General features: G+C 71.0%; 14 protein-coding genes. 6 read left to right on the top strand and 8 right to left on the bottom strand.

Annotated elements, in window-relative coordinates; all coding sequences use genetic code 11:
- Positions 1-104 precede the first annotated feature (104 nt).
- The 5 genes from rpoC (at position 105) to garD (ending at position 9,610) form a co-directional block, all read left to right on the top strand.
- Positions 105-4,313, top strand: a complete 4,209-nt coding sequence (gene rpoC / locus DK427_RS22300) for a DNA-directed RNA polymerase subunit beta' (RefSeq protein WP_109953289.1) — start codon at positions 105-107, stop codon at positions 4,311-4,313.
- Positions 4,314-4,535: 222 nt separating this feature from the next.
- Complete coding sequence (locus tag DK427_RS22295) at positions 4,536-5,858, top strand: MFS transporter (protein WP_109953288.1); 1,323 nt, start codon at positions 4,536-4,538, stop codon at positions 5,856-5,858.
- A gap of 101 nt (positions 5,859-5,959) precedes the next feature.
- Positions 5,960-6,958, top strand: a complete 999-nt coding sequence (locus DK427_RS22290; protein ID WP_109954323.1) for an SMP-30/gluconolactonase/LRE family protein — start codon at positions 5,960-5,962, stop codon at positions 6,956-6,958.
- Between the two features lie 47 nt (positions 6,959-7,005).
- The gene (locus tag DK427_RS22285) at positions 7,006-7,893 is read left to right on the top strand and encodes a LysR family transcriptional regulator (RefSeq protein ID WP_109953287.1); all 888 of its coding nucleotides are present in this window, start codon (positions 7,006-7,008) and stop codon (positions 7,891-7,893) included.
- A gap of 145 nt (positions 7,894-8,038) precedes the next feature.
- Positions 8,039-9,610: a galactarate dehydratase gene (gene garD / locus DK427_RS22280; protein WP_109953286.1), complete on the top strand. Its 1,572-nt coding sequence runs from the start codon at positions 8,039-8,041 to the stop codon at positions 9,608-9,610.
- Positions 9,611-9,637: 27 nt separating this feature from the next.
- Here garD and DK427_RS22275 read toward each other — a convergent pair whose 3' ends face one another.
- Genes DK427_RS22275 through DK427_RS22260 form a run of 4 tightly spaced genes read right to left on the bottom strand, consistent with a single transcriptional unit; the run spans position 9,638 to position 13,719 of the window.
- Positions 9,638-10,729 (bottom strand): ABC transporter permease, encoded by a 1,092-nt coding sequence (locus DK427_RS22275; RefSeq protein ID WP_109953285.1) that lies wholly within the window; start codon positions 10,727-10,729, stop codon positions 9,638-9,640.
- Positions 10,726-11,649 carry an ABC transporter permease gene (locus DK427_RS22270; RefSeq protein WP_109953284.1) on the bottom strand — a complete coding sequence of 308 codons (924 nt, stop codon included), beginning with the start codon at positions 11,647-11,649 and terminating at the stop codon, positions 10,726-10,728. The genes DK427_RS22275 and DK427_RS22270 overlap by 4 nt, the downstream gene beginning before the upstream one ends.
- A 40-nt stretch (positions 11,650-11,689) precedes the next feature.
- Positions 11,690-13,285, bottom strand: a complete 1,596-nt coding sequence (locus DK427_RS22265) for a peptide ABC transporter substrate-binding protein (protein WP_425452609.1) — start codon at positions 13,283-13,285, stop codon at positions 11,690-11,692.
- Positions 13,282-13,719, bottom strand: coding sequence for a GlcG/HbpS family heme-binding protein (locus tag DK427_RS22260; protein ID WP_109954322.1), 438 nt, complete (start codon positions 13,717-13,719; stop codon positions 13,282-13,284). Before DK427_RS22260 ends, DK427_RS22265 begins: the two co-directional genes overlap by 4 nt.
- Before the next feature lie 74 nt (positions 13,720-13,793).
- Between DK427_RS22260 and DK427_RS22255 the strand changes: the two genes are divergently transcribed.
- On the top strand, positions 13,794-14,918 hold the full coding sequence (locus tag DK427_RS22255) for a hypothetical protein (protein ID WP_109953282.1): 1,125 nt from the start codon (positions 13,794-13,796) through the stop codon (positions 14,916-14,918).
- Positions 14,919-14,928: 10 nt separating this feature from the next.
- Here the strand turns inward: DK427_RS22255 and ureG are convergent, their stop codons facing one another.
- The 4 genes from ureG to DK427_RS22235 are packed head-to-tail and all read right to left on the bottom strand — an operon-like array spanning position 14,929 to position 17,957.
- Positions 14,929-15,555 carry an urease accessory protein UreG gene (gene ureG / locus DK427_RS22250; protein ID WP_109954321.1) on the bottom strand — a complete coding sequence of 209 codons (627 nt, stop codon included), beginning with the start codon at positions 15,553-15,555 and terminating at the stop codon, positions 14,929-14,931.
- An 8-nt stretch (positions 15,556-15,563) separates the two neighbouring features.
- Positions 15,564-16,763, bottom strand: coding sequence for an aminotransferase class V-fold PLP-dependent enzyme (locus tag DK427_RS22245; protein ID WP_245930674.1), 1,200 nt, complete (start codon positions 16,761-16,763; stop codon positions 15,564-15,566).
- Positions 16,760-17,428, bottom strand: a complete 669-nt coding sequence (locus DK427_RS22240) for an urease accessory protein UreF (RefSeq protein WP_109954319.1) — start codon at positions 17,426-17,428, stop codon at positions 16,760-16,762. Before DK427_RS22240 ends, DK427_RS22245 begins: the two co-directional genes overlap by 4 nt.
- On the bottom strand, positions 17,421-17,957 hold the full coding sequence (locus DK427_RS22235) for an urease accessory protein UreE (protein WP_109953281.1): 537 nt from the start codon (positions 17,955-17,957) through the stop codon (positions 17,421-17,423). Before DK427_RS22235 ends, DK427_RS22240 begins: the two co-directional genes overlap by 8 nt.
- Between the last annotated feature and the right edge of the window lie 2 nt (positions 17,958-17,959).

Genomic DNA, 17,959 nt, shown 5'->3' with positions numbered 1-17,959 from the left:
CTCAAGAAGACGGCCAGCGGCGCCCGGGAGGGCGCTGCGCCGAGGGTGTTTTTCGGACGTGGCGGCGCAGGCGCGGCGCGGCCCGTCGAGCCAAGGAGCGGATCATGAACCAAGAGGTCATGAACCTTTTCAATCAGCAGGCCCAGCCCCAGAGCTTCGACCAAATCAGGATCTCGATCTCCAGCCCCGAGAAGATCCTCTCGTGGTCCTACGGCGAGATTAAGAAGCCCGAGACGATCAACTACCGCACCTTCAAGCCCGAGCGCGACGGCCTGTTCTGCGCGCGCATCTTCGGGCCCATCAAGGATTACGAGTGCTTGTGCGGCAAGTACAAGCGCATGAAGTACAAGGGCGTTATCTGCGAGAAGTGCGGCGTCGAGGTCACTCTCGCGCGCGTCCGGCGCGACCGCATGGGCCATATCGAGCTGGCCGCCCCCGTCGCGCACATCTGGTTCCTGAAGTCGCTGCCCTCGCGCATCGGCCTGCTGCTCGACATGGCGCTCAAGGACCTCGAGCGGATCCTGTACTTCGAGTCGTACTGCGTCATCGAGCCGGGTCTTACCCCCCTGAAGGAGCGTCAGCTCCTCTCGGAGGAGGAATACCTGCGCGCGCAGGAGGAGTACGGCGAGGATTCGTTCACGGCGATGATCGGCGCCGAGGCCATCCGGCGCATCCTGCAGGAACTCGACCTCGACAAGATCGCCAACGACCTCCGCGAGGAGATCGCCGTCACCACCTCGGAGCTGAAGCCCAAGAAGCTCCTGAAGCGCCTCAAGATCATCGAGGCGTTCCAGATGTCGGGCAACCGGCCCGAGTGGATGATCCTGACGGTCGTGCCTGTCATCCCGCCGGACCTGCGCCCTCTGGTCCCGTTGGACGGCGGCCGCTTCGCCACGTCGGACCTCAACGATCTCTACCGCCGCGTCATCAACCGCAACAACCGCCTGAAGCGGCTGATCGAGCTGCGCGCGCCGGACATCATCATCCGCAACGAGAAGCGCATGCTTCAGGAGGCGGTGGACGCGCTGTTCGACAACGGCCGCCGCGGCCGCGTCATCACGGGTGCCAACAAGCGCCCGCTGAAGTCGCTCGCCGACATGCTGAAGGGCAAGCAGGGCCGCTTCCGCCAGAACCTGCTCGGCAAGCGCGTCGACTACTCGGGCCGCTCGGTCATCGTGGTCGGCCCGGAGCTGAAGCTGCACCAGTGCGGCCTGCCGAAGAAGATGGCGCTGGAGCTGTTCAAGCCCTTCATCTACGCGCGCCTCGACGCCAAGGGCTTCTCGGCCACCGTCAAGCAGGCCAAGAAGCTCGTCGAGAAGGAGAAGCCGGAGGTCTGGGACATCCTCGATGAGGTGATCCGCGAGCACCCGGTGATGCTGAACCGTGCGCCTACGCTGCACCGCCTCGGCATCCAGGCCTTCGAGCCGAAGCTGATCGAGGGCAAGGCGATCCAGCTGCACCCGCTGGTCTGCGCCGCGTTCAACGCCGACTTTGACGGCGACCAGATGGCCGTGCACGTCCCCTTGAGCCTCGAGGCTCAGCTGGAAGCGCGCGTCCTGATGATGTCGACCAACAACATCCTGCATCCCGCGAACGGCCAGCCGATCATCGTGCCGTCGCAGGACATCGTTCTCGGCCTCTACTACCTGTCGATCGTCGCCGACGGCGCGGTCGGCGCGTACAACGCCGACAACAAGCAGAACCCGATGCAGGGCGTCTACGGCGACATCGGCGAGCTGGAGCACGCTCTGGCCGCCAAGGCCGTGTCGCTGCACTCGAAGATCAAGTGGCGCTGGAAGGGTATCGGACCCGACGGCGAGCCGCTGACCCAGATCTACGAGACCACGCCGGGCCGCGTGATCCTCTCGGGTGCACTCCCGAAGCACCGCAAAGTGCCCTTCGACGTCGTCAACAAGCTGATGACCAAGAAGGAGATCTCGGCGATGATCGACACCGTCTACCGCCACTGCGGTCAGAAGGAGTCGGTGATCTTCTGCGACCGCATCATGGCGCTCGGCTTCAGCCACGCCTTCCGCGCCGGCATCTCGTTCGGCAAGGACGACATGGTGGTGCCGGACAACAAGTGGACCATCGTCGACGCGACCCGCACGCTCGTGAAGGACTACGAGCAGCAGTACAACGACGGCCTGATCACTCAGGGCGAGAAGTACAACAAGGTCGTCGACGCCTGGGCGAAGTGCTCCGACAAGCTAGCCCAGGAGATGATGGGCCGGATCTCGTCGGTGCAGAAGGACGAGAACGGCGCCGACAAGCAGGTCAACTCGATCTACATGATGAGCCACTCGGGTGCCCGCGGCTCGCCGGCGCAGATGAAGCAGCTCGCGGCGATGCGCGGCCTGATGGCCAAGCCCTCGGGCGAGATCATCGAGACCCCGATCATCTCGAACTTCAAGGAAGGCCTCGACGTTCTCGAGTACTTCAACTCGACCCACGGCGCCCGGAAGGGTCTGGCGGACACGGCGCTCAAGACCGCCAACTCCGGCTACCTGACCCGCCGCCTCGTGGACGTGGCGCAGGACGCGGTGATCCGCGAGGTGGATTGCGGCACCACCAACGGCATCCGGATGCGCGCCATCATCGACGCGGGTCAGGTCGTCGCCACGCTCGCCACCCGCATCCTCGGCCGCGCCACGGCGGAGGATCTGGTCGCGCAGGACGGCACGGTCATCGTCAAGACCGGCGAGACCATCGAGGAGAAGCACCTACCGGCCATCCAGGCCGCCGGCATCCAGGAGGTGAAGATCCGCTCGGTGCTCGTCTGCGCGACGAAGAGCGGTGTCTGCGCCACCTGCTACGGGCGCGATCTCGCCCGCGGCACGCCCGTCAACATGGGCGAGGCCGTCGGCGTCATCGCGGCGCAGTCGATCGGCGAGCCGGGCACCCAGCTCACCATGCGCACCTTCCACATCGGTGGCGCGGCGCAGATCGCCGACTCGTCGTTCATCGAGTCGAGCTTCGAGGGGACCATCAAGATCCGCAACCGGGCGCTCGCGAAGAACTCGGACGGCGACCTCATCGCCACCGGCCGCAACGTGGCCGTGGTGATCGTGGGCTCGGACGGGACCGAGCGGGCGGTCCACCGCCTGCAGTACGGCGCGCGCGTGCGGGTCGATGAGGGCGACAAGATCAAGCGCGGGCAGCGGATCGCCGAGTGGGATCCCTACACCCGTCCGATCGTCGCCGAGGTGGACGGCGTCGTGGCCTACGAGGACCTCTACGACGGTCAGTCGATCACCGAGACGGCCGACGAATCGACGGGCATCTCCAAGCGCGTCGTCATCGACTGGCGGGGTTCCGCCCGGACCTCGGACCTCAAGCCCGCGATGGTCATCGTGGACCAGGACGGCAAGCCGATCCGCCTGCCGCGCGGCTCGGAGGCCCGCTACCTCCTGCCGGTCGACGCCATCATCGGCTACGACCCGGGCGGCACGGTGAAGGCCGGCGACATCCTGGCCCGCGTCTCGACCGACTCGGCCAAGACCCGCGACATCACCGGCGGTCTGCCGCGGGTGGCGGAGCTGTTCGAGGCGCGTCGTCCAAAGGACGCGGCGATCATCGCCGAGAAGTCGGGCACGATCGCCTTCGGCCGGGACTACAAGAACAAGCGCCGGCTCTCGCTGACGCCGCACGACGGTTCGGAGACGGTCGAGTACCTGATCCCCAAGGGCAAGCACATCCACTTGCAGGACGGGGACGTGGTGGAGCTCGGCGACTACATCGTCGACGGCAACCCGGCGCCGCACGACATCCTGGCGATCAAGGGCGTGGAGGAGCTTGCCGCCTACCTCGTCAACGAGATCCAGGAGGTCTACCGGCTCCAGGGCGTGTCGATCAACGACAAGCACATCGAGGTAATCGTCCGGCAGATGCTGCAGAAGGTGGAAGTCACCGAGAGCGGCGATTCGGACATCATCCCGGGCGACCAGATCGACCGGACCGAGCTGACCGAGATCAACGAGAAGCTTCTGGCCGAGGGCAAGAAGCCGGTCGTGGGCGTGCCGGTTCTGCTCGGCATCACCAAGGCCTCGCTGCAGACGAAGTCGTTCATCTCGGCGGCCTCGTTCCAGGAGACCACGCGCGTCCTCACGGAAGCCGCGGTCAACGGCAAGGTCGATACCCTGGAAGGCCTCAAGGAGAACGTCATCGTCGGCTCGCTCATCCCGGCCGGCACGGGCTCCTTGGTCGCCGACATCCGCTCGATCGCGCGCCGCCGCGACAACCTCATCCTGCAGCAGAAGCAGGCCGAGAGCGGCGCCGGGCAGATCGAGGAGTTCTCGCCCGCGGCGGAGTGATCCTCCGGGTCTGAGGCTTTGGAGAGGGCGGTCCTCAGGGGCCGCCCTTTCTCGTTCGGGCGCATCGATGCACGTCCGGCATCGATCCATCCAGTCTTTGAGTTGGACCCGGAAGGGTCGGCCAACCACTCTGGCATCCACGGAGAATCCTCGGGATCCTCCGTCCGTCACGGCAAAAGCCGGGCGGCCCCTCAATGGGAGGAACTGCCCGTGAGCGCACAGATGAGCGCCGGCATCGCCGTGTCCGATGCCCGCCGGAGCCGCGTCCGGCTCGGCATCGTCCTGATGCTGTTCGTCGCCACGACGATCAACTACGCCGACCGCGCGACGATCTCGATCGCCGGTCCCGCCCTGTCGAAGGACCTCGGCCTTAACGCCGTGCAGATGGGCTACGTCTTCTCGGCCTTCGCCTGGTCCTACGTGCTCGCCCAGATCCCGGGCGGCTGGCTCCTGGACCGCTACGGCACGAAATGGGTCTACGCCGCCGCGATCTTCCTGTGGTCGGCCTTCACGCTCGTGCAGGGGGCGGTCGGCTTCTTCTCGGGCGCCACCGCGGTCGCGCTGCTCTTCGCCCTGCGCCTCGCGGTCGGCCTCACCGAGGCGCCCGTCTTCCCGGCCAATGCCCGCATCACCGCGGCGTGGTTCCCGGCGAAGGAGCGCGGCATGGCCTCGGCCTTCTTCAACTCGGCGCAGTACTTCGCCACGGTGCTGTTCACGCCGCTGATGGCCTGGGTGGTCCACCATTTCGGCTGGCACCACGTCTTCACCATGATGGGCGCCCTCGGCATCGCCTTCGCGCTGCTCTGGACGCAGGTGATCCACAGCCCGAAGGACCATCCGGGCATGAACCAGGCCGAGCGCGAGTACATCGAGAAGGGCGGCGCGCTGCTCGACATGGACGGCCAGGGCTCGGCCAAGCAGGCCAATGTCGGCCGCACGCTGAAGCAGCTCCTCGCCAACCGGATGCTGCTCGGCATCTATATCGGCCAGTACTGCATCACCACGCTGACCTACTTCTTCCTGACGTGGTTCCCGGTCTACCTCGTCAAGGAGCGGGGGCTGTCGATCCTGCAGGCGGGCTTCGCCGCCGTGCTGCCGGCGCTCTGCGGCTTCATCGGCGGCATCCTCGGTGGCGTGATCTCCGACATGCTGCTGCGCCGCGGGTACACGCTGACCGCCGCCCGCAAGATCCCGATCGTCGGCGGCATGCTGCTCTCGATGTCGATCATCGGCTGCAACTACGTGCAGGCGGACGCCGTCGTGGTCGGCCTGATGGCGCTGGCCTTCTTCGGCAAGGGCATCGGGGCGCTCGGCTGGGCGGTCGTCTCCGACACCTCGCCGCGGGAAAGCGGCGGCCTGTCGGGCGGCCTGTTCAACACCTTCGGCAACACCGCCGGCATCACCACCCCGATCGCGATCGGCTACATCGTGCAGACCACGGGCTCGTTCAACGGCGCGCTGGTCTTCGTCGGGCTCAACGCGCTGGTCGCCTGCTTCTGCTACCTTGTGGTGGTCGGCGAGATTCGGCGGGTCGAGCTGCGCTGACCCGGCAACCCTGAACAAGACCGGCCGGGGCCCGACTTGGGATCCCGGCCGCTTCCTGTCGGCCGCCGGTGCAGGGGCCGGATCTTCAGGACATCGCCATCATGCCCATCGACCGTCGCGCCTTCCTGGCGGGCGCCGCCCTGCCGCTCGCCGCGCCCGCTCTGGCTGCCTGGGAGCCCGCGCAGCGCCTGCCGGACCCGGCCGTCGAGGTGCTCGACCCGGCCTTCGCCCCCGTACGCCTCTCCCTCGCCGCGGTCGAGCGCGTCGCGACGGGCCTGCGCTGGGCGGAGGGGCCGGTCTGGTTCGGCGACTGGAACGCGCTGCTCCTCAGCGACGTCACGAACGACCGCATCCTGCGCTGGGACGCGGGGACGGGCAAACTCTCGACCTTCCGCAAGCCCGCCAACTACGCCAACGGCAATACCCGCGACGGCCAGGGCCGGCTCATCACCTGCCAGCACGCCACCCGCAGCGTGGTGCGCACCGAGCATGATGGCAGCCTGACGACGCTGGCCGACAGCTTCGATGGCCGGCGCCTGAACTCCCCGAACGACGTCGTCTGCCATGCCGACGGCACAATCTGGTTCACCGACCCGGCCTTCGGCCCGAACCCCTACGAGGCGATGGCCGCGCCTGAGCTGCCCGGCAACGTCTACCGGCTCGACCCGGCGACCGGGGCCCTCACCGTCGCGGTCTCGGAGCTGAAGGGACCGAACGGGCTCTGCTTCGCGCCGGACGGGCGCCGGCTCTACGTCATCGAGGCGCGGGCGGAGCCCAACCGCCTGATCCGGGCCTACGACCTCGCCGACGGGAGCCGACGTCTGACCGGGGGCGACGTGCACGTCGATTGCGGACGCGGCACCGCGGACGGGATGCGGGCGGACGTCGCCGGCAACCTCTGGTGCGGCTGGGGCATGGGCGAGGCCGAGGACGGCGTCGCGGTGTTCTCGCCCCAGGGCCGGATGATCGGCCGGATCCGCCTGCCGGAGCGCTGCGCCAACCTGTGTTTCGGGGGCCCGAACCGCAACCGCCTGCTGATGGCCGCCACCCATTCGGTCTATAGCCTCTACGTCAACACGCGCGGTGCCGGCTCTTGCTGAACCCGGATCCGGTCCTCGCGGCTGACGGGCCGGCGCCGGGGAGGCCGATGTTCGATTTCAGCCAATTGCGCTGCTTCGTGGCGGTGGCCGAGGAGCTGCATTTCGGCCGGGCCGCCGCCCGGCTGAACATGACGCAGCCCCCGCTCTCCCGGCAGATCCAGGTGCTGGAGCGCGTGCTCGACGCGCAGCTCCTCGACCGGACGAGCCGCTCGGTGCGGCTCACTGCGGCGGGTCGCAGCTTCCTGCCGGAGGCGCAGCGGATCCTCAGGCTCGCGGAGACCGCCGCCCACGTCACCCGGCAGGTGGCCGCGGGTCGCGCCGGCGTCTTGAAGCTCGGCTTCACCGCGGCCTCGGCCTACGATTTCCTGCCCCGCCTCGTCACCGCCTGCCGGGCCGCGATGCCGGACGTCACCCTGTCCCTGCGCGAGATGGTGACGAAGGATCAGGTCGAGGGCCTGCTCTCGGGCCAACTCGACGCGGCGCTGGTGCGCCCGATGGTGACGCATCCCGAACTCGAAGCCGCGCGGGCGCTCGCCGAGCCGCTGGTCGCCGCCGTGCCGGCCGAGCACGTGCTCGCGGCCCGGCCTGCGCTGACGCCGGAGGATTTTCGGGGCGCGGCCTTCGTCGCCTACGCGCCGCACGAGGCGCGCTACTTCCACGATCTCGTGGCAGCGCTCTTCGCGGAAGCCGGCGTGCAGCCGCGCGTCCTGCAGCAACTGACCCAGATCCACTCGATCCTGGCGCTGGTGCGGGCCGGGATCGGCCTCGCCCTCGTCCCGGCGGCGGCCGAGCGCCTGCGCTTCGAGGGCGTGGCCTTCCGGCCCCTCATCCTGCCGCGGCCGCACCCGGCCGAGCTGATCCTGACCTGGCGGCGTGACCATGACAACCCGCTGGTCGATGCCCTGCGCGGCATCGTGGACGATCTCGTGCACTGATGCGGGTGCAGTCGCGCTCGCGACCGACCGATGCGCCACCGGCATCGGTCGATCCAGAGCCGGCATTGGATCTGCGCCGTCGGCGGGACTAGCCTGATTCCAAAATCGGGCCTCCGTCCAAGGGGCGCCCGGCCGGAGGAAACCGATGCTGAGCGATCTGGAAGCCCCGCCGCGTCCCGTCGGCGACGCGCCTCGTACCATCCGAGTCCACCCGGACGACAACGTCGCCATCGTGGTCAACGCCTTCGGGCTGCCGGCCGGCACGGTCTTCCCGGACGGGCTCACGCTCACCGAGTTCGTGCCCCAGGGCCACAAGGTGGCGCTCGTTGACGTGAAGCGGGGCGGCCATGTGGTGCGCTACGGCGAGGTGGTGGGGATCGCGCTGCGCGACATCGCCCGCGGGTCCTGGGTCGAGGAATCCTGCGTCGAGACACCGGTCGCGCCCGCCCTCGACGCGCTGGAGAAATGCACGCGCGTGCCGGCCGCCCTGCCACCGCTCGACGGCTACACCTTCGAGGGCTTTCGCAACCCGGACGGCAGCGTCGGCACGAAGAACATCCTGGCGATCTCGACCAGCGTGCAGTGCGTCACCGGCACGCTCGATGTCGCGATCCGGCGCATCAAGCAGGAATTGCTGCCGCGCTACCCCAACGTGGACGACGTGATCGGCCTGACCCACGCCTATGGCTGCGGCGTCGCCATCAACGCGCCCGAGGCGGTGATCCCGATCCGCACGCTGCAAAGCCTCGCCCAGAACCCGAATTTCGGCGGGGAGGTGATGGTGGTGGGCCTCGGCTGCGAGAAGCTCGTCTCCGAGCGCCTCGTGCCCGGCCGGCAGGGCACGGAGGAGGATCCCGCCAACGTGGTGCGCCTGCAGGACGAGCGCCACGAGGGCTTCGGCAGCATGATCGACAGCATCATGGCAATGGCCGAGGCGCGGCTGCAGGTGCTGAACCGGCGCACCCGCGAGACCTGCCCGGCCTCCGACCTCGTGGTCGGCCTGCAATGCGGCGGCAGCGACGCCTTCTCGGGCGTCACCGCCAACCCGGCGCTCGGCTTCGCAGCGGATCTCCTCGTGCGCTGCGGCGCGACCGTGCTGTTCTCCGAGGTGACGGAGGTGCGCGACGCGATCCACCTGCTCACCCCGCGGGCCGCGACCCCGGAGGTCGCCGACGCGCTGATCCGCGAGATGGCGTGGTACGACGATTATCTCGAGAAGGGCGGCGCCGACCGGCGGGCCAACCCGTCGCCGGGCAACAAGCGCGGCGGGCTCAACAACATCGTCGAGAAGGCGCTGGGCTCGGTGGCCAAATCTGGCACCAGCGCGATCGCGGGCGTGCTGGCGCCGGGCGAGCGGGTGCGCGAGCGGGGCCTGATCTTCGCGGCGACGCCGGCCAGCGACTTCGTCTGCGGCACCCTGCAGCTCGCCTCCGGCATCACGCTTCAGGTGTTCTCGACAGGCCGCGGCACGCCCTACGGCCTCGCCCAGGCCCCGGTGATCAAGGTCGCCACGCGCAGCGAACTCGCCCGGCGCTGGTCCGACCTGATCGACCTCGACGCGGGCCGCGTCGCCACCGGCGAAGCGACGATCGAAGAGATGGGCTGGGAGCTGTTCCGCCTGATCCTCGACGTGGCGAGCGGGTGCAAGCAGCCCTGGTCGGACCGCTGGGGCCTCTACAACGACCTGACCCTGTTCAACCCGGCACCGATCACCTGATCCTACCCCGCTCTCCGCCCCGCCCGGTCAGGCGATGCCGCGCCCCGTCCGCGGATCGACCGCATCCGCCAGCCCGTCGCCGAGGCGGTTCAGCGCTACCAGCGTCGTGACCAGCAGGAGGGCCGGGGCCGCCAGCATGTGCGGGGCCGACTCGATCGCCCGCGAGCCCTCGGCCACCAGCACGCCCCAACTGGTCTCGGGCTCCTGCACGCCGAGGCCGAGGAACGAGAGAAAACTCTCCAGGAGGATCACCCGGGGTACTAGCAGGGTCGCGGCGACGAGGATCGGTCCCAGCGCGTTCGGCACCACGTGGCGCACGAGGATCTGCCGCGCAGTCAGCCCCAGCGCCTCGGCGGCGCGGACGAAGTCGCGGGCCTTCAGCGCCTGCGCCTGCCCGCGCACGATGCGGGCCATGTCGAGCCACTCGACCGCCGCGATGGCGAAGAGGATCAGCCCGAGGCCGGGGCGGAAGAACACCACCAGCACGATCACGAAGAATACGAAGGGCAGGGCGTAGAGCACGTCCACGAGCCGCATCATCACGGCATCGACCGCGCCGCCCGCGAAGCCCGCCACCGCCCCGTAGGCGACGCCGACGACGAGGGCGACGAGCGTCGCCGTGAGGCCGATCAGGAGCGAGACCCGACCCGCCACGAGGCTGCGGGTGAGGAGGTCGCGCCCGTGCACGTCGGTGCCGAGGGGAAAGTGCAGCCGCCGCAGCGGCGCCTCGACGACGAGGCGGCGCCCCTCCGCGGACGCCTCGACCACCCGGGGCTCGCCGAACAGGTCGGAGCGCGGCAGGTAGACGAGGCCGCGCCGGTCAACCGTCTCGTCCGAGCCGAGAACGAGGCGGATGGAATCCGGGCCCACCTCGAACCCTTCGAGGCGCGCGCGCATCCGGAAGGCGAGGCGTTCCAGCGCCGGCCCGATCCGGTCGGGCGCGGGCTGGGGGCCGAACCCCGCGCCGAGCTGGCGCAGGTCCGGATAGGCGCGCTCGGGCGCGTGGCCGGTGAGCAGCGGTCCGACGAGGCAGGCCGCCGCCAAGAGGACGAGCACGGCGAGGCTCGCCCACGCCCCGCGGTCGAGACGGCGGAGGACCCCACGGCCCGGCGCGCTCACGCGCGCCCCCGCAGGCGCGGGTCGGCCCAGGCAGCGGCGAGGTCGGCCGCGAGGTTCAGCACGACGACGAACACGCCGACGAGCAGCACCGTGCCCATCACCAGCGTGTAGTCGCGGTTGAGCGCCCCCTCGACGAAGTAGCGCCCGATGCCGGGCAGGCCGAACACCGTCTCGACCACCACGGACCCGGTGAGGAGGCCGGTGGCGAGGGGCCCGGCCAGCGCGATCACCGGCAGGAGCGCGCCGCGCAGCGCGTGGCGCAGCACCCGGGCCGGAGGCAGCCCGAGGCTGCGCATGGTCCGGACCGGCTGGGCGCGGAGCGCCTCGGCGAGGGAGGCCCGGGTGAGCCGCGCCACCGCGCCGATCTGGGGCAGGGCGAGGGTGATCACCGGCAGGACGAGGTGGCTCGGCGCCCCCCCGCCCCAGCCGCCGAGCGGCAACCAGCGCAAGGTCAGCCCGAAGGCGATCTGCAGGAGGGGTGCCACGACGAAGCTCGGCAGCGAGAGGCTTAAGCCCGCCAGCAGGGTGACGGCGCGGTCGGTGGCGCCCCCCTGCCGCAGCGCCGCGAGGCAGCCGAGGCCGATGCCGAGCCCGAGGGCGAGGAGGAGGGCGAGCGCTCCGAGCGTCAGCGAGACCGGCAGCCCGCGGGCGAGGAGATCGGCCACGGTCAGATCGCGAAACGAGAAGGAGGGTCCGAGATCGCCCCGCGCCAGGGCGCCGAGGTAGCGGCCGAACTGGACGAGGAGCGGCTGGTCGAGCCCGTAGACCCGGCGCAGGTTCTCCATCGCGGCCGGCGCGAGGGGACGCTCGAGGTCGAACGGGCCGCCGGGCGCGAGCCGCATCAGGAAGAAGCTCGCGGCCACGACGAGCAGGAGGGTCGGCACGGCCTGCGCGAGGCGGCGGAGGACGAGGCCGATCATGGGCGGGCGCCCGCCCCGAGCGCGCGGAGCATTGATCCCATCACCCCTCCAGCCGCAGGAACCGCGTCGGCGCGGCGTTGCGGAGGTTCGGGTGGTAGCCTCCCAGCCGCGGGCTGATCAGCGCCTTCGAGCGGGTGTGCATCACCGGAATCCAGGGCAGGTCGCGCATCAGGATCGCCTCGGCGCGCCAGAGCAGGTCGGCGCGGGCGGCGATGCCCGGCTCGCGGGCCGCCGCGTCGAGGAGCGCGTCGTAGGCCGGATCGGCGAAGCGGCCGGGATTCATCCCGTCGTTGCCGGAGCGGAGCAGGAACAGGAAGTTCTGCGGGTCCGAGTAATCCGCGATCCACGACATCCGGGCGACGTCGAAGTCGCCACCGTCGCGCAGATACGCGAAATGCGTCTTGGCGTCGGTGTAGACGAAGCGCGTCTCGATCCCGAGTTCGCGCCACATCTCGGCCAGGGCCACCGCGGTGTTGCGGTTGTTGTCCGTGGTGTTGAAACGGTACTCGACCCGCAAGGGGCGGCCCGGCCCGAATCCGGCCTCGGCCAGCAGGCGCCGCGCCTCCGCCTCGTGGTCGATCGGAAAGCCCCGGCGCCCCTCAGTCTCGGGCGGGGCGCGGTAATTGTCGAGCCCCGGCGGGCAGAAGGACCAGGCCGGGCTCATCGTGCCGCCCCAGAGCGCCTCCGCCAGATAGGGCCGGTCGATCGCGAGCGAGAGGGCGCGACGCACCCGCGGGTCCGAGAAGGGTGCCTTGCGGGTGTTCACCGCCAGCGCGTAGAGGCCGAGGCCGGGCCCGAGCACGACCTGATCGCCGAAGCGGCGCTTCAGCGCCGCCATCTGGTCGCCCGGCAGGTCGGCGAGCGAGTCGATCTCGCCGGCAGCGTACCGTCGCACCGCGCCGGCCAGGTCCGGCGTCGGCAGGAAGGCGACCTCCGGGATCGCGACCTCGGCGGCCGCGTGGAAATGCGGGTTGCGCACGAGCGTGATCCGGTCGTTCGGAACGAGGTCGCGCAGCCGATAGGGTCCGTTGGACACGAGGTTGCCCGGCCGCGTGAAGGCGTCGCCGAACCGCTCGACGGAGGCCGGGTGCACCGGCAGGCTGGTCTGGTGGGTGAGGAGTTCGAGGAGGTAGGGCGTCGGGTTGTCGAGCGCGATCACCAGGGTGCGCGGGTCCAGCGCCGTGACGCCGAGCTGATCCGGGGACATCGCGCCGGCATTGACCGCGGCGGCGTTGCGGATCGGAAAGAGCACCTCGGCGTATTTCGCCGCCGTCGCGGGGGCGAGGATCCGACGCAGGGCGTACACGAAGGCCCCCGCCTCGACCGGCTCGCCGTTCGACCAGCGCCCCTCGGCCCGCAACCGGAAGGTGTAGGTGCGGCGATCGTCCGAGATCGTCCAGCTCTCGGCCGCGCCCGGGATGATGGCGCCCCGGTTGTCGTAGGTGAGCAGTCCCTCGAAGAGGTCGCGCAGGATGTGCGCCTCGGCCACCGTCGAGGAGCGGTGCGGGTCGAGCGTCTCGGGATCGGCGTCGTTGCCGCGCCGGTAGAGCGGCGCGCCCACGGCTCGCGCCGGGCGGGGCAGGGCGGCGAGCGCCGCCGCGCCGGAGACGAAGTCGCGGCGCCGCAAGAATGTCAGGCGCCGGTCTCCGGCACGAGGCCCGCCGCCTCGATGCCGGCCACCGCGCAGGCCTCGTCGTTGTCCGAGGTGTCGCCCGAGACGCCGACGGCACCGAGGAGCCGCCCGTCGCGGGCGCGGATCAGCACGCCGCCCGGGACCGGCACGAGCCCCGCGGGGCCCGCGACCTCCGCGACCGCGGTGAGGAAGTAGGCCTGGACCTCGGCCCGCTTGTGCAGCGCCCGCGAGCCGAGCCCGAGGGCGAGCGCCCCGTTCGCCTTGCCCATCGCCACCTCGGCCCGGCGCAGCGAGGTGCCGTCCTCCACCTGGACACATTTCAGAGACCCGCGGGCGTCATACGCAACCACCGCGAGTGGCTGCAGGCCGCGCGCGCGGGCCGCCGCCAGGGTGGCCGCAACGATGGTCCGGGCTGCGTCGAGCGTCAGGTCGATCATCGTCACACGTCGAGGGGGATGAGGATCAGGGGCGGGCCGGGCACCCGCCGCAGAGCGGAGACGGATCCATTACCATGCGCCGTGCGATCATCCATATCGGAATGCCGCGGACCGGCTCGACCTCCTTTCAGGAGGTCCTGGCCGGGCTCCGGCCGAAGCTTGCCGAGACCGGATTGCTCTATCCGGAACTCGCACCGCCGGGCTCGCACCCGGATCGCGACGTCAACCATCAGCCACTGGGCGAGGTGCTCGACGGGCGCCGGCCCAGCGCCGAGCGCGCCGTCGTCCTCGGCCGTCTCGACGAGGCGCTGCGCCGGACGCAGGCCGACACGGTGATCCTCTCCTACGAGGACTTTTCCGTGCAGCGCCGCCGCTTCGGCGTCCCCGAGATCCTGCGGGAGCTCTTGGCGCGGCACGGCTTCGCCATGGAGGTGCTGATGGTGGTCAAGCAGCCTTTCGACTTCCTGAACTCGGCCTACGCCCACCGCGCCCAGCTGATCCGCGAGACGGGCAGTTTTCGCGACTACCTCGCGCATCACTGGCGCTCGGGCCGGATCGACTACCGGGCGCTGGTCGCACCCTGGGCCGAGGCCGCGGACGGACGGGTCACGGCGTTACCGCTCGCCGACCGCCGCTCGGCCGAGCCGTTGGTCGGCCGCATCGTGGCTGCCCTCGGCCTCGACAACCGGCTCAGCGGCCTCATCGGCGCGGAGAGTGCCGGCTACCGCACGAACCGCTCCTCTGGCCCGGTCGCCGTCGAAGCCTCGCGCCGCCTGCGCACCCTACGGGTGCACCGGCAGGTCACGGGCCACCGCCGCCGCGTCGGCCACGCGCTGGATCAGGCCGCCTGGGCCCGCGGGCTCGATCCAGAGCCGTTCAGGGGCGACGCGCCGGAATTCTGCGCGCGCATCGCGGCACACACTTACGAGACTCGCGAGCGCTTCGCGCAACTCGCCTGGGGCCTACCCTGGGACGCGGTGGTGGCGCCGGGGCGCGACCTGCCGCCGAACGAGCTCGCCCACCGGCCGATCCCGCCCGAGACGGAGGCGCAGGTCGACGCGCTCGTGCGCGAGACGATGCGCCGTTTCGGCTGCCGCCCGCCGGCGCCGCTGCTCGCCCGCCCGGCCGCCTGGATCGAGGACGGTGCGCTGGGCCTCGCCCGCCTTGCCGGGATCGAGAGCCGCTGGCGGGTCTGCTGAGCCGCGCGGCTCAGGCGAGGCCGCCGGCCTCCTCGATGAAGCGGGCGACCGTGTCGGCGCCCGCGCCCTCGCGGAGCGAGGCAAAGACGTAGGGGCGCGGCCCACGCATGCGGCGCGTGTCGCTCTCCATCACCCCGAGATCGGCCCCGACGAGGGGGGCAAGATCGGTCTTGTTGACGATGAGGAGGTCCGAGCGGGTGATGCCCGGGCCGCCCTTGCGGGGGATCTTCTCGCCGCCCGCCACGTCGATGACGTAGAGCGTGATGTCGGCCAGTTCCGGAGAGAAGGTCGCCGCGAGGTTGTCGCCGCCCGACTCGATCAGCACGAGGTCGAGCTTCGGGAAGCGGCGGCGCATCTCGGCTACCGCCGCGAGGTTGATCGAGGCGTCCTCGCGGATCGCCGTGTGCGGGCAGCCGCCGGTCTCGACGCCCATGATCCGCTCCTCGGGCAGCGCGCCCGCCACGGTGAGGATGCGGGCGTCCTCCTTCGTGTAGATGTCGTTCGTGATGGCGCAGATCTCGTAACGGTCGCGGAAGCGCCGGCAGAGCTGCTCCATCAGGGCGGTCTTGCCCGAGCCGACCGGGCCGCCGATGCCGACGCGCAAGGGACCGTTGATGGGGCCGTTCTGCGAAGTCATCTGCGAGGTCATGGACGAAGCTCTCCTCGGTTGATGCGCGCCAGGACGTCGAGCGCGCGCCCGATCTCGTCCTCGCTGTTGTAGACGTGGGGCGAGAGCCGCACGAGCGGGGGCAGCGCCCGCGCCTCCGCGTCGAGCGGGGCGGCGGCGTGCAGCGACAGGCCCGCAGCGATGCCGGCCCGGCCGAGCGCGGCCCGCACCGCGGCCGAATCCTGGCCGGCCAGCGTGAAGGTGACGAGCCCGGCAGGATCGGGGCCGAGATCGTGGACGCGGGCGCCCGGCAGCGCGCCAATGCCCTGCCGGAGCGAGTCCGCGAGGACGCCGATGCGGGCCGCGATCTGGTCGAGGCCGAGGCCGAGCGCGTACTCCGCCGCGACGCCGAGGCCGAGCCGGGCGGCATGGTCGTGCTCGTAGGTCTCGAACCGGCGGGCGTCGTCGCGCAGCCGGTAGCCGTGCCCGTCGAGAGGGGCGCCGAAATGGTCGAGCATCGCCGGTTGCAGTTGGTCGATCCAGGCGCGCCGCACGTAGAGGAAGCCGGTGCCGCGGGGCCCGCGCAGGAACTTGCGCCCGGTCGCCGCCAGCAGGTCGCAGCCGAGCGCCGCGACGTCCACCGGGCGCTGGCCGACCATCTGGCAGGCGTCGAGCAGGAACGGGATCGCGTGCGCCCGGGCCAGCGCCCCGATCTCCGCCACCGGGTTCACGAGGCCGCCGTTCGACGGGATCGCGGTGGCCGCGATCAGCCGGACGCGGCCGTCGAGCATGCCCCCGAGCGCCGCGACGTCGATTGGTCCGTCGGGCGTCGCGGGGAGGACCTCGCAGACGGCGCCGGTCGCCGCCGCGACCTGGCGCAGGGCGACGAGGCTCGCGCCGTATTCCTGCCGGCCGATCAGGATGCGGTCGCCCGGCCGGAGGCTGCGGGCCAGCGCGTAGAAGGCCATCTGCCAGGCGCGCGTGGCGCTCTCCGTCAGGGCGATCTCGTCGGGGGCTGCCCCGATCAGCCGGGCCACGCTGCCGTAGACGCCGCCCAAGCGCTCCGCCTCGCGCTCGGCCGCGCCGTGGCCCGACCAGGCAGCTTCGAGGTCGAAATAGGCCTTCACCGCCTCGACCACCGGGCGCGGCATCAGGCTCGCGCCGGCATTGTTGAGGTGGATGCCGTGGGCGGCGCCGGGCGTGTCGGCGCGAAGCTGCGCGAGATCGAGACCGCTCACGAGCGGAAGATCCGCGAATACTGCGTCTCGTGCCGGAACGAGCCGAGATCGAGCCGGAAGGTGGCGGAGCCGACCGCGTCGAGATCGAGATCCGCGACGGACTCGGCGAGCGCCGCCACCCGGGGCGTCAGCCCCGCGATCACCCGCGTGCCGGCCGCCTGGCCCACCGGGGCCGCGCGGAGCGCCGCCGAGACGAGGTTCTGGACGAAGGCGAGGCCGTAGGCGGCCCGCATCGCGCCCGCCGCGACGCCGTGCGCCCCGGCCGCGGCGCCGACCGCGACCGGGTAGGCGAGCGAATCCGGCAGCGCCGCCGCGACGCCGTCGAGTCCCGGGCAGGGCCAGGCCTGGAGCGTCGCGTCGAGGAAGCTGCGGCCCTGCTGGCTGGTCTCCAGATGGAGTTCCCGCGAGGGCGCCAGCGCGAGGGCGAGGTCGTTCACCGCGGCCAGCGCGGGGGCGTCGTGCGCGGCACGGTGGGCGTTGTCGGCGAGGATCAGGTCGTTGCGCAGGGAGCCCCGCTCGACCACGTCGTCGAGCCAGCCGGCGAGGCTCGCCTCGTCGCGCACGTCGCCCGCCTCCACGGCCCATTCGAGCCCGTGCGAGTAGGCGTAGGCGCCGACCGGGTAGGTCGGCGCCAGCCACGCCATCAGCAGCAGGGCGTCACTCATGCGGGTGGCGATGGTGATGCCCGTGGCCGTGATCGTGGTGATGGTGGCCGTGATCGTGCCCATGATCATGGTCGTGACCACGGGCATGGCCGTGCCCGCCCGCATAGGCACCGCCCTCCGGGCAGAACGGGCGCTCCACCGGCTCGGCGCTGCCACCGAGGCCGCGCACCATCTCGGCGAGTACGTGGTCGTAGCCGATGTAGACGGCATCCGGCGCGATCTCGGCCGGGATGTGCCGGTTGCCGATGTGCCAGATCAGCCGCTTCAGGGCGTGGTCGGAGGGCGCGCGGATCTCCAAGAGACGCTCGGGCGCGGCCTCGACCCAGACGAGCCGCCCATCCTCCAGCACCAGGGCGTCGCCGTCCTCCAGCACCGTGGCCTCGGGTAGATCGAGCAGGAAGGCGAGGCCGCCCAGCCCCCGCATCGCCATGCGGCGGCGATGCCTGTCGCCGTGGTCGAGCACGATGCGGTCGACGATCTCGCCGCCCGAGAGGGCGTCGCGGCGGAGGAGGCGGGTGGCGCGGATCATGG

Origin of the sequence: Methylobacterium radiodurans, from assembly GCF_003173735.1 — a bacterium.
Classification (GTDB): Bacteria; Pseudomonadota; Alphaproteobacteria; order Rhizobiales; family Beijerinckiaceae; genus Methylobacterium; species Methylobacterium radiodurans.
This window is presented reverse-complemented; position numbering and strand designations above follow the sequence as displayed.

Bases quoted from the DNA above. Each gene is read 5' to 3' on its own strand.
- rpoC (WP_109953289.1), top strand. From the start codon at position 105: ATGAACCAAGAGGTCATGAACCTTTTCAATCAGCAGGCCCAGCCCCAG.
- DK427_RS22295 (WP_109953288.1), top strand. From the start codon at position 4,536: ATGAGCGCCGGCATCGCCGTGTCCGATGCCCGCCGGAGCCGCGTCCGG.
- DK427_RS22290 (WP_109954323.1), top strand. From the start codon at position 5,960: ATGCCCATCGACCGTCGCGCCTTCCTGGCGGGCGCCGCCCTGCCGCTC.
- DK427_RS22285 (WP_109953287.1), top strand. From the start codon at position 7,006: ATGTTCGATTTCAGCCAATTGCGCTGCTTCGTGGCGGTGGCCGAGGAG.
- garD (WP_109953286.1), top strand. From the start codon at position 8,039: ATGCTGAGCGATCTGGAAGCCCCGCCGCGTCCCGTCGGCGACGCGCCT.
- DK427_RS22270 (WP_109953284.1), bottom strand. From the start codon at position 11,649: ATGATCGGCCTCGTCCTCCGCCGCCTCGCGCAGGCCGTGCCGACCCTC.
- DK427_RS22260 (WP_109954322.1), bottom strand. From the start codon at position 13,719: ATGATCGACCTGACGCTCGACGCAGCCCGGACCATCGTTGCGGCCACC.
- DK427_RS22255 (WP_109953282.1), top strand. From the start codon at position 13,794: ATGCGCCGTGCGATCATCCATATCGGAATGCCGCGGACCGGCTCGACC.
- ureG (WP_109954321.1), bottom strand. From the start codon at position 15,555: ATGACTTCGCAGAACGGCCCCATCAACGGTCCCTTGCGCGTCGGCATC.
- DK427_RS22240 (WP_109954319.1), bottom strand. From the start codon at position 17,428: ATGAGTGACGCCCTGCTGCTGATGGCGTGGCTGGCGCCGACCTACCCG.
- DK427_RS22235 (WP_109953281.1), bottom strand. From the start codon at position 17,957: ATGATCCGCGCCACCCGCCTCCTCCGCCGCGACGCCCTCTCGGGCGGC.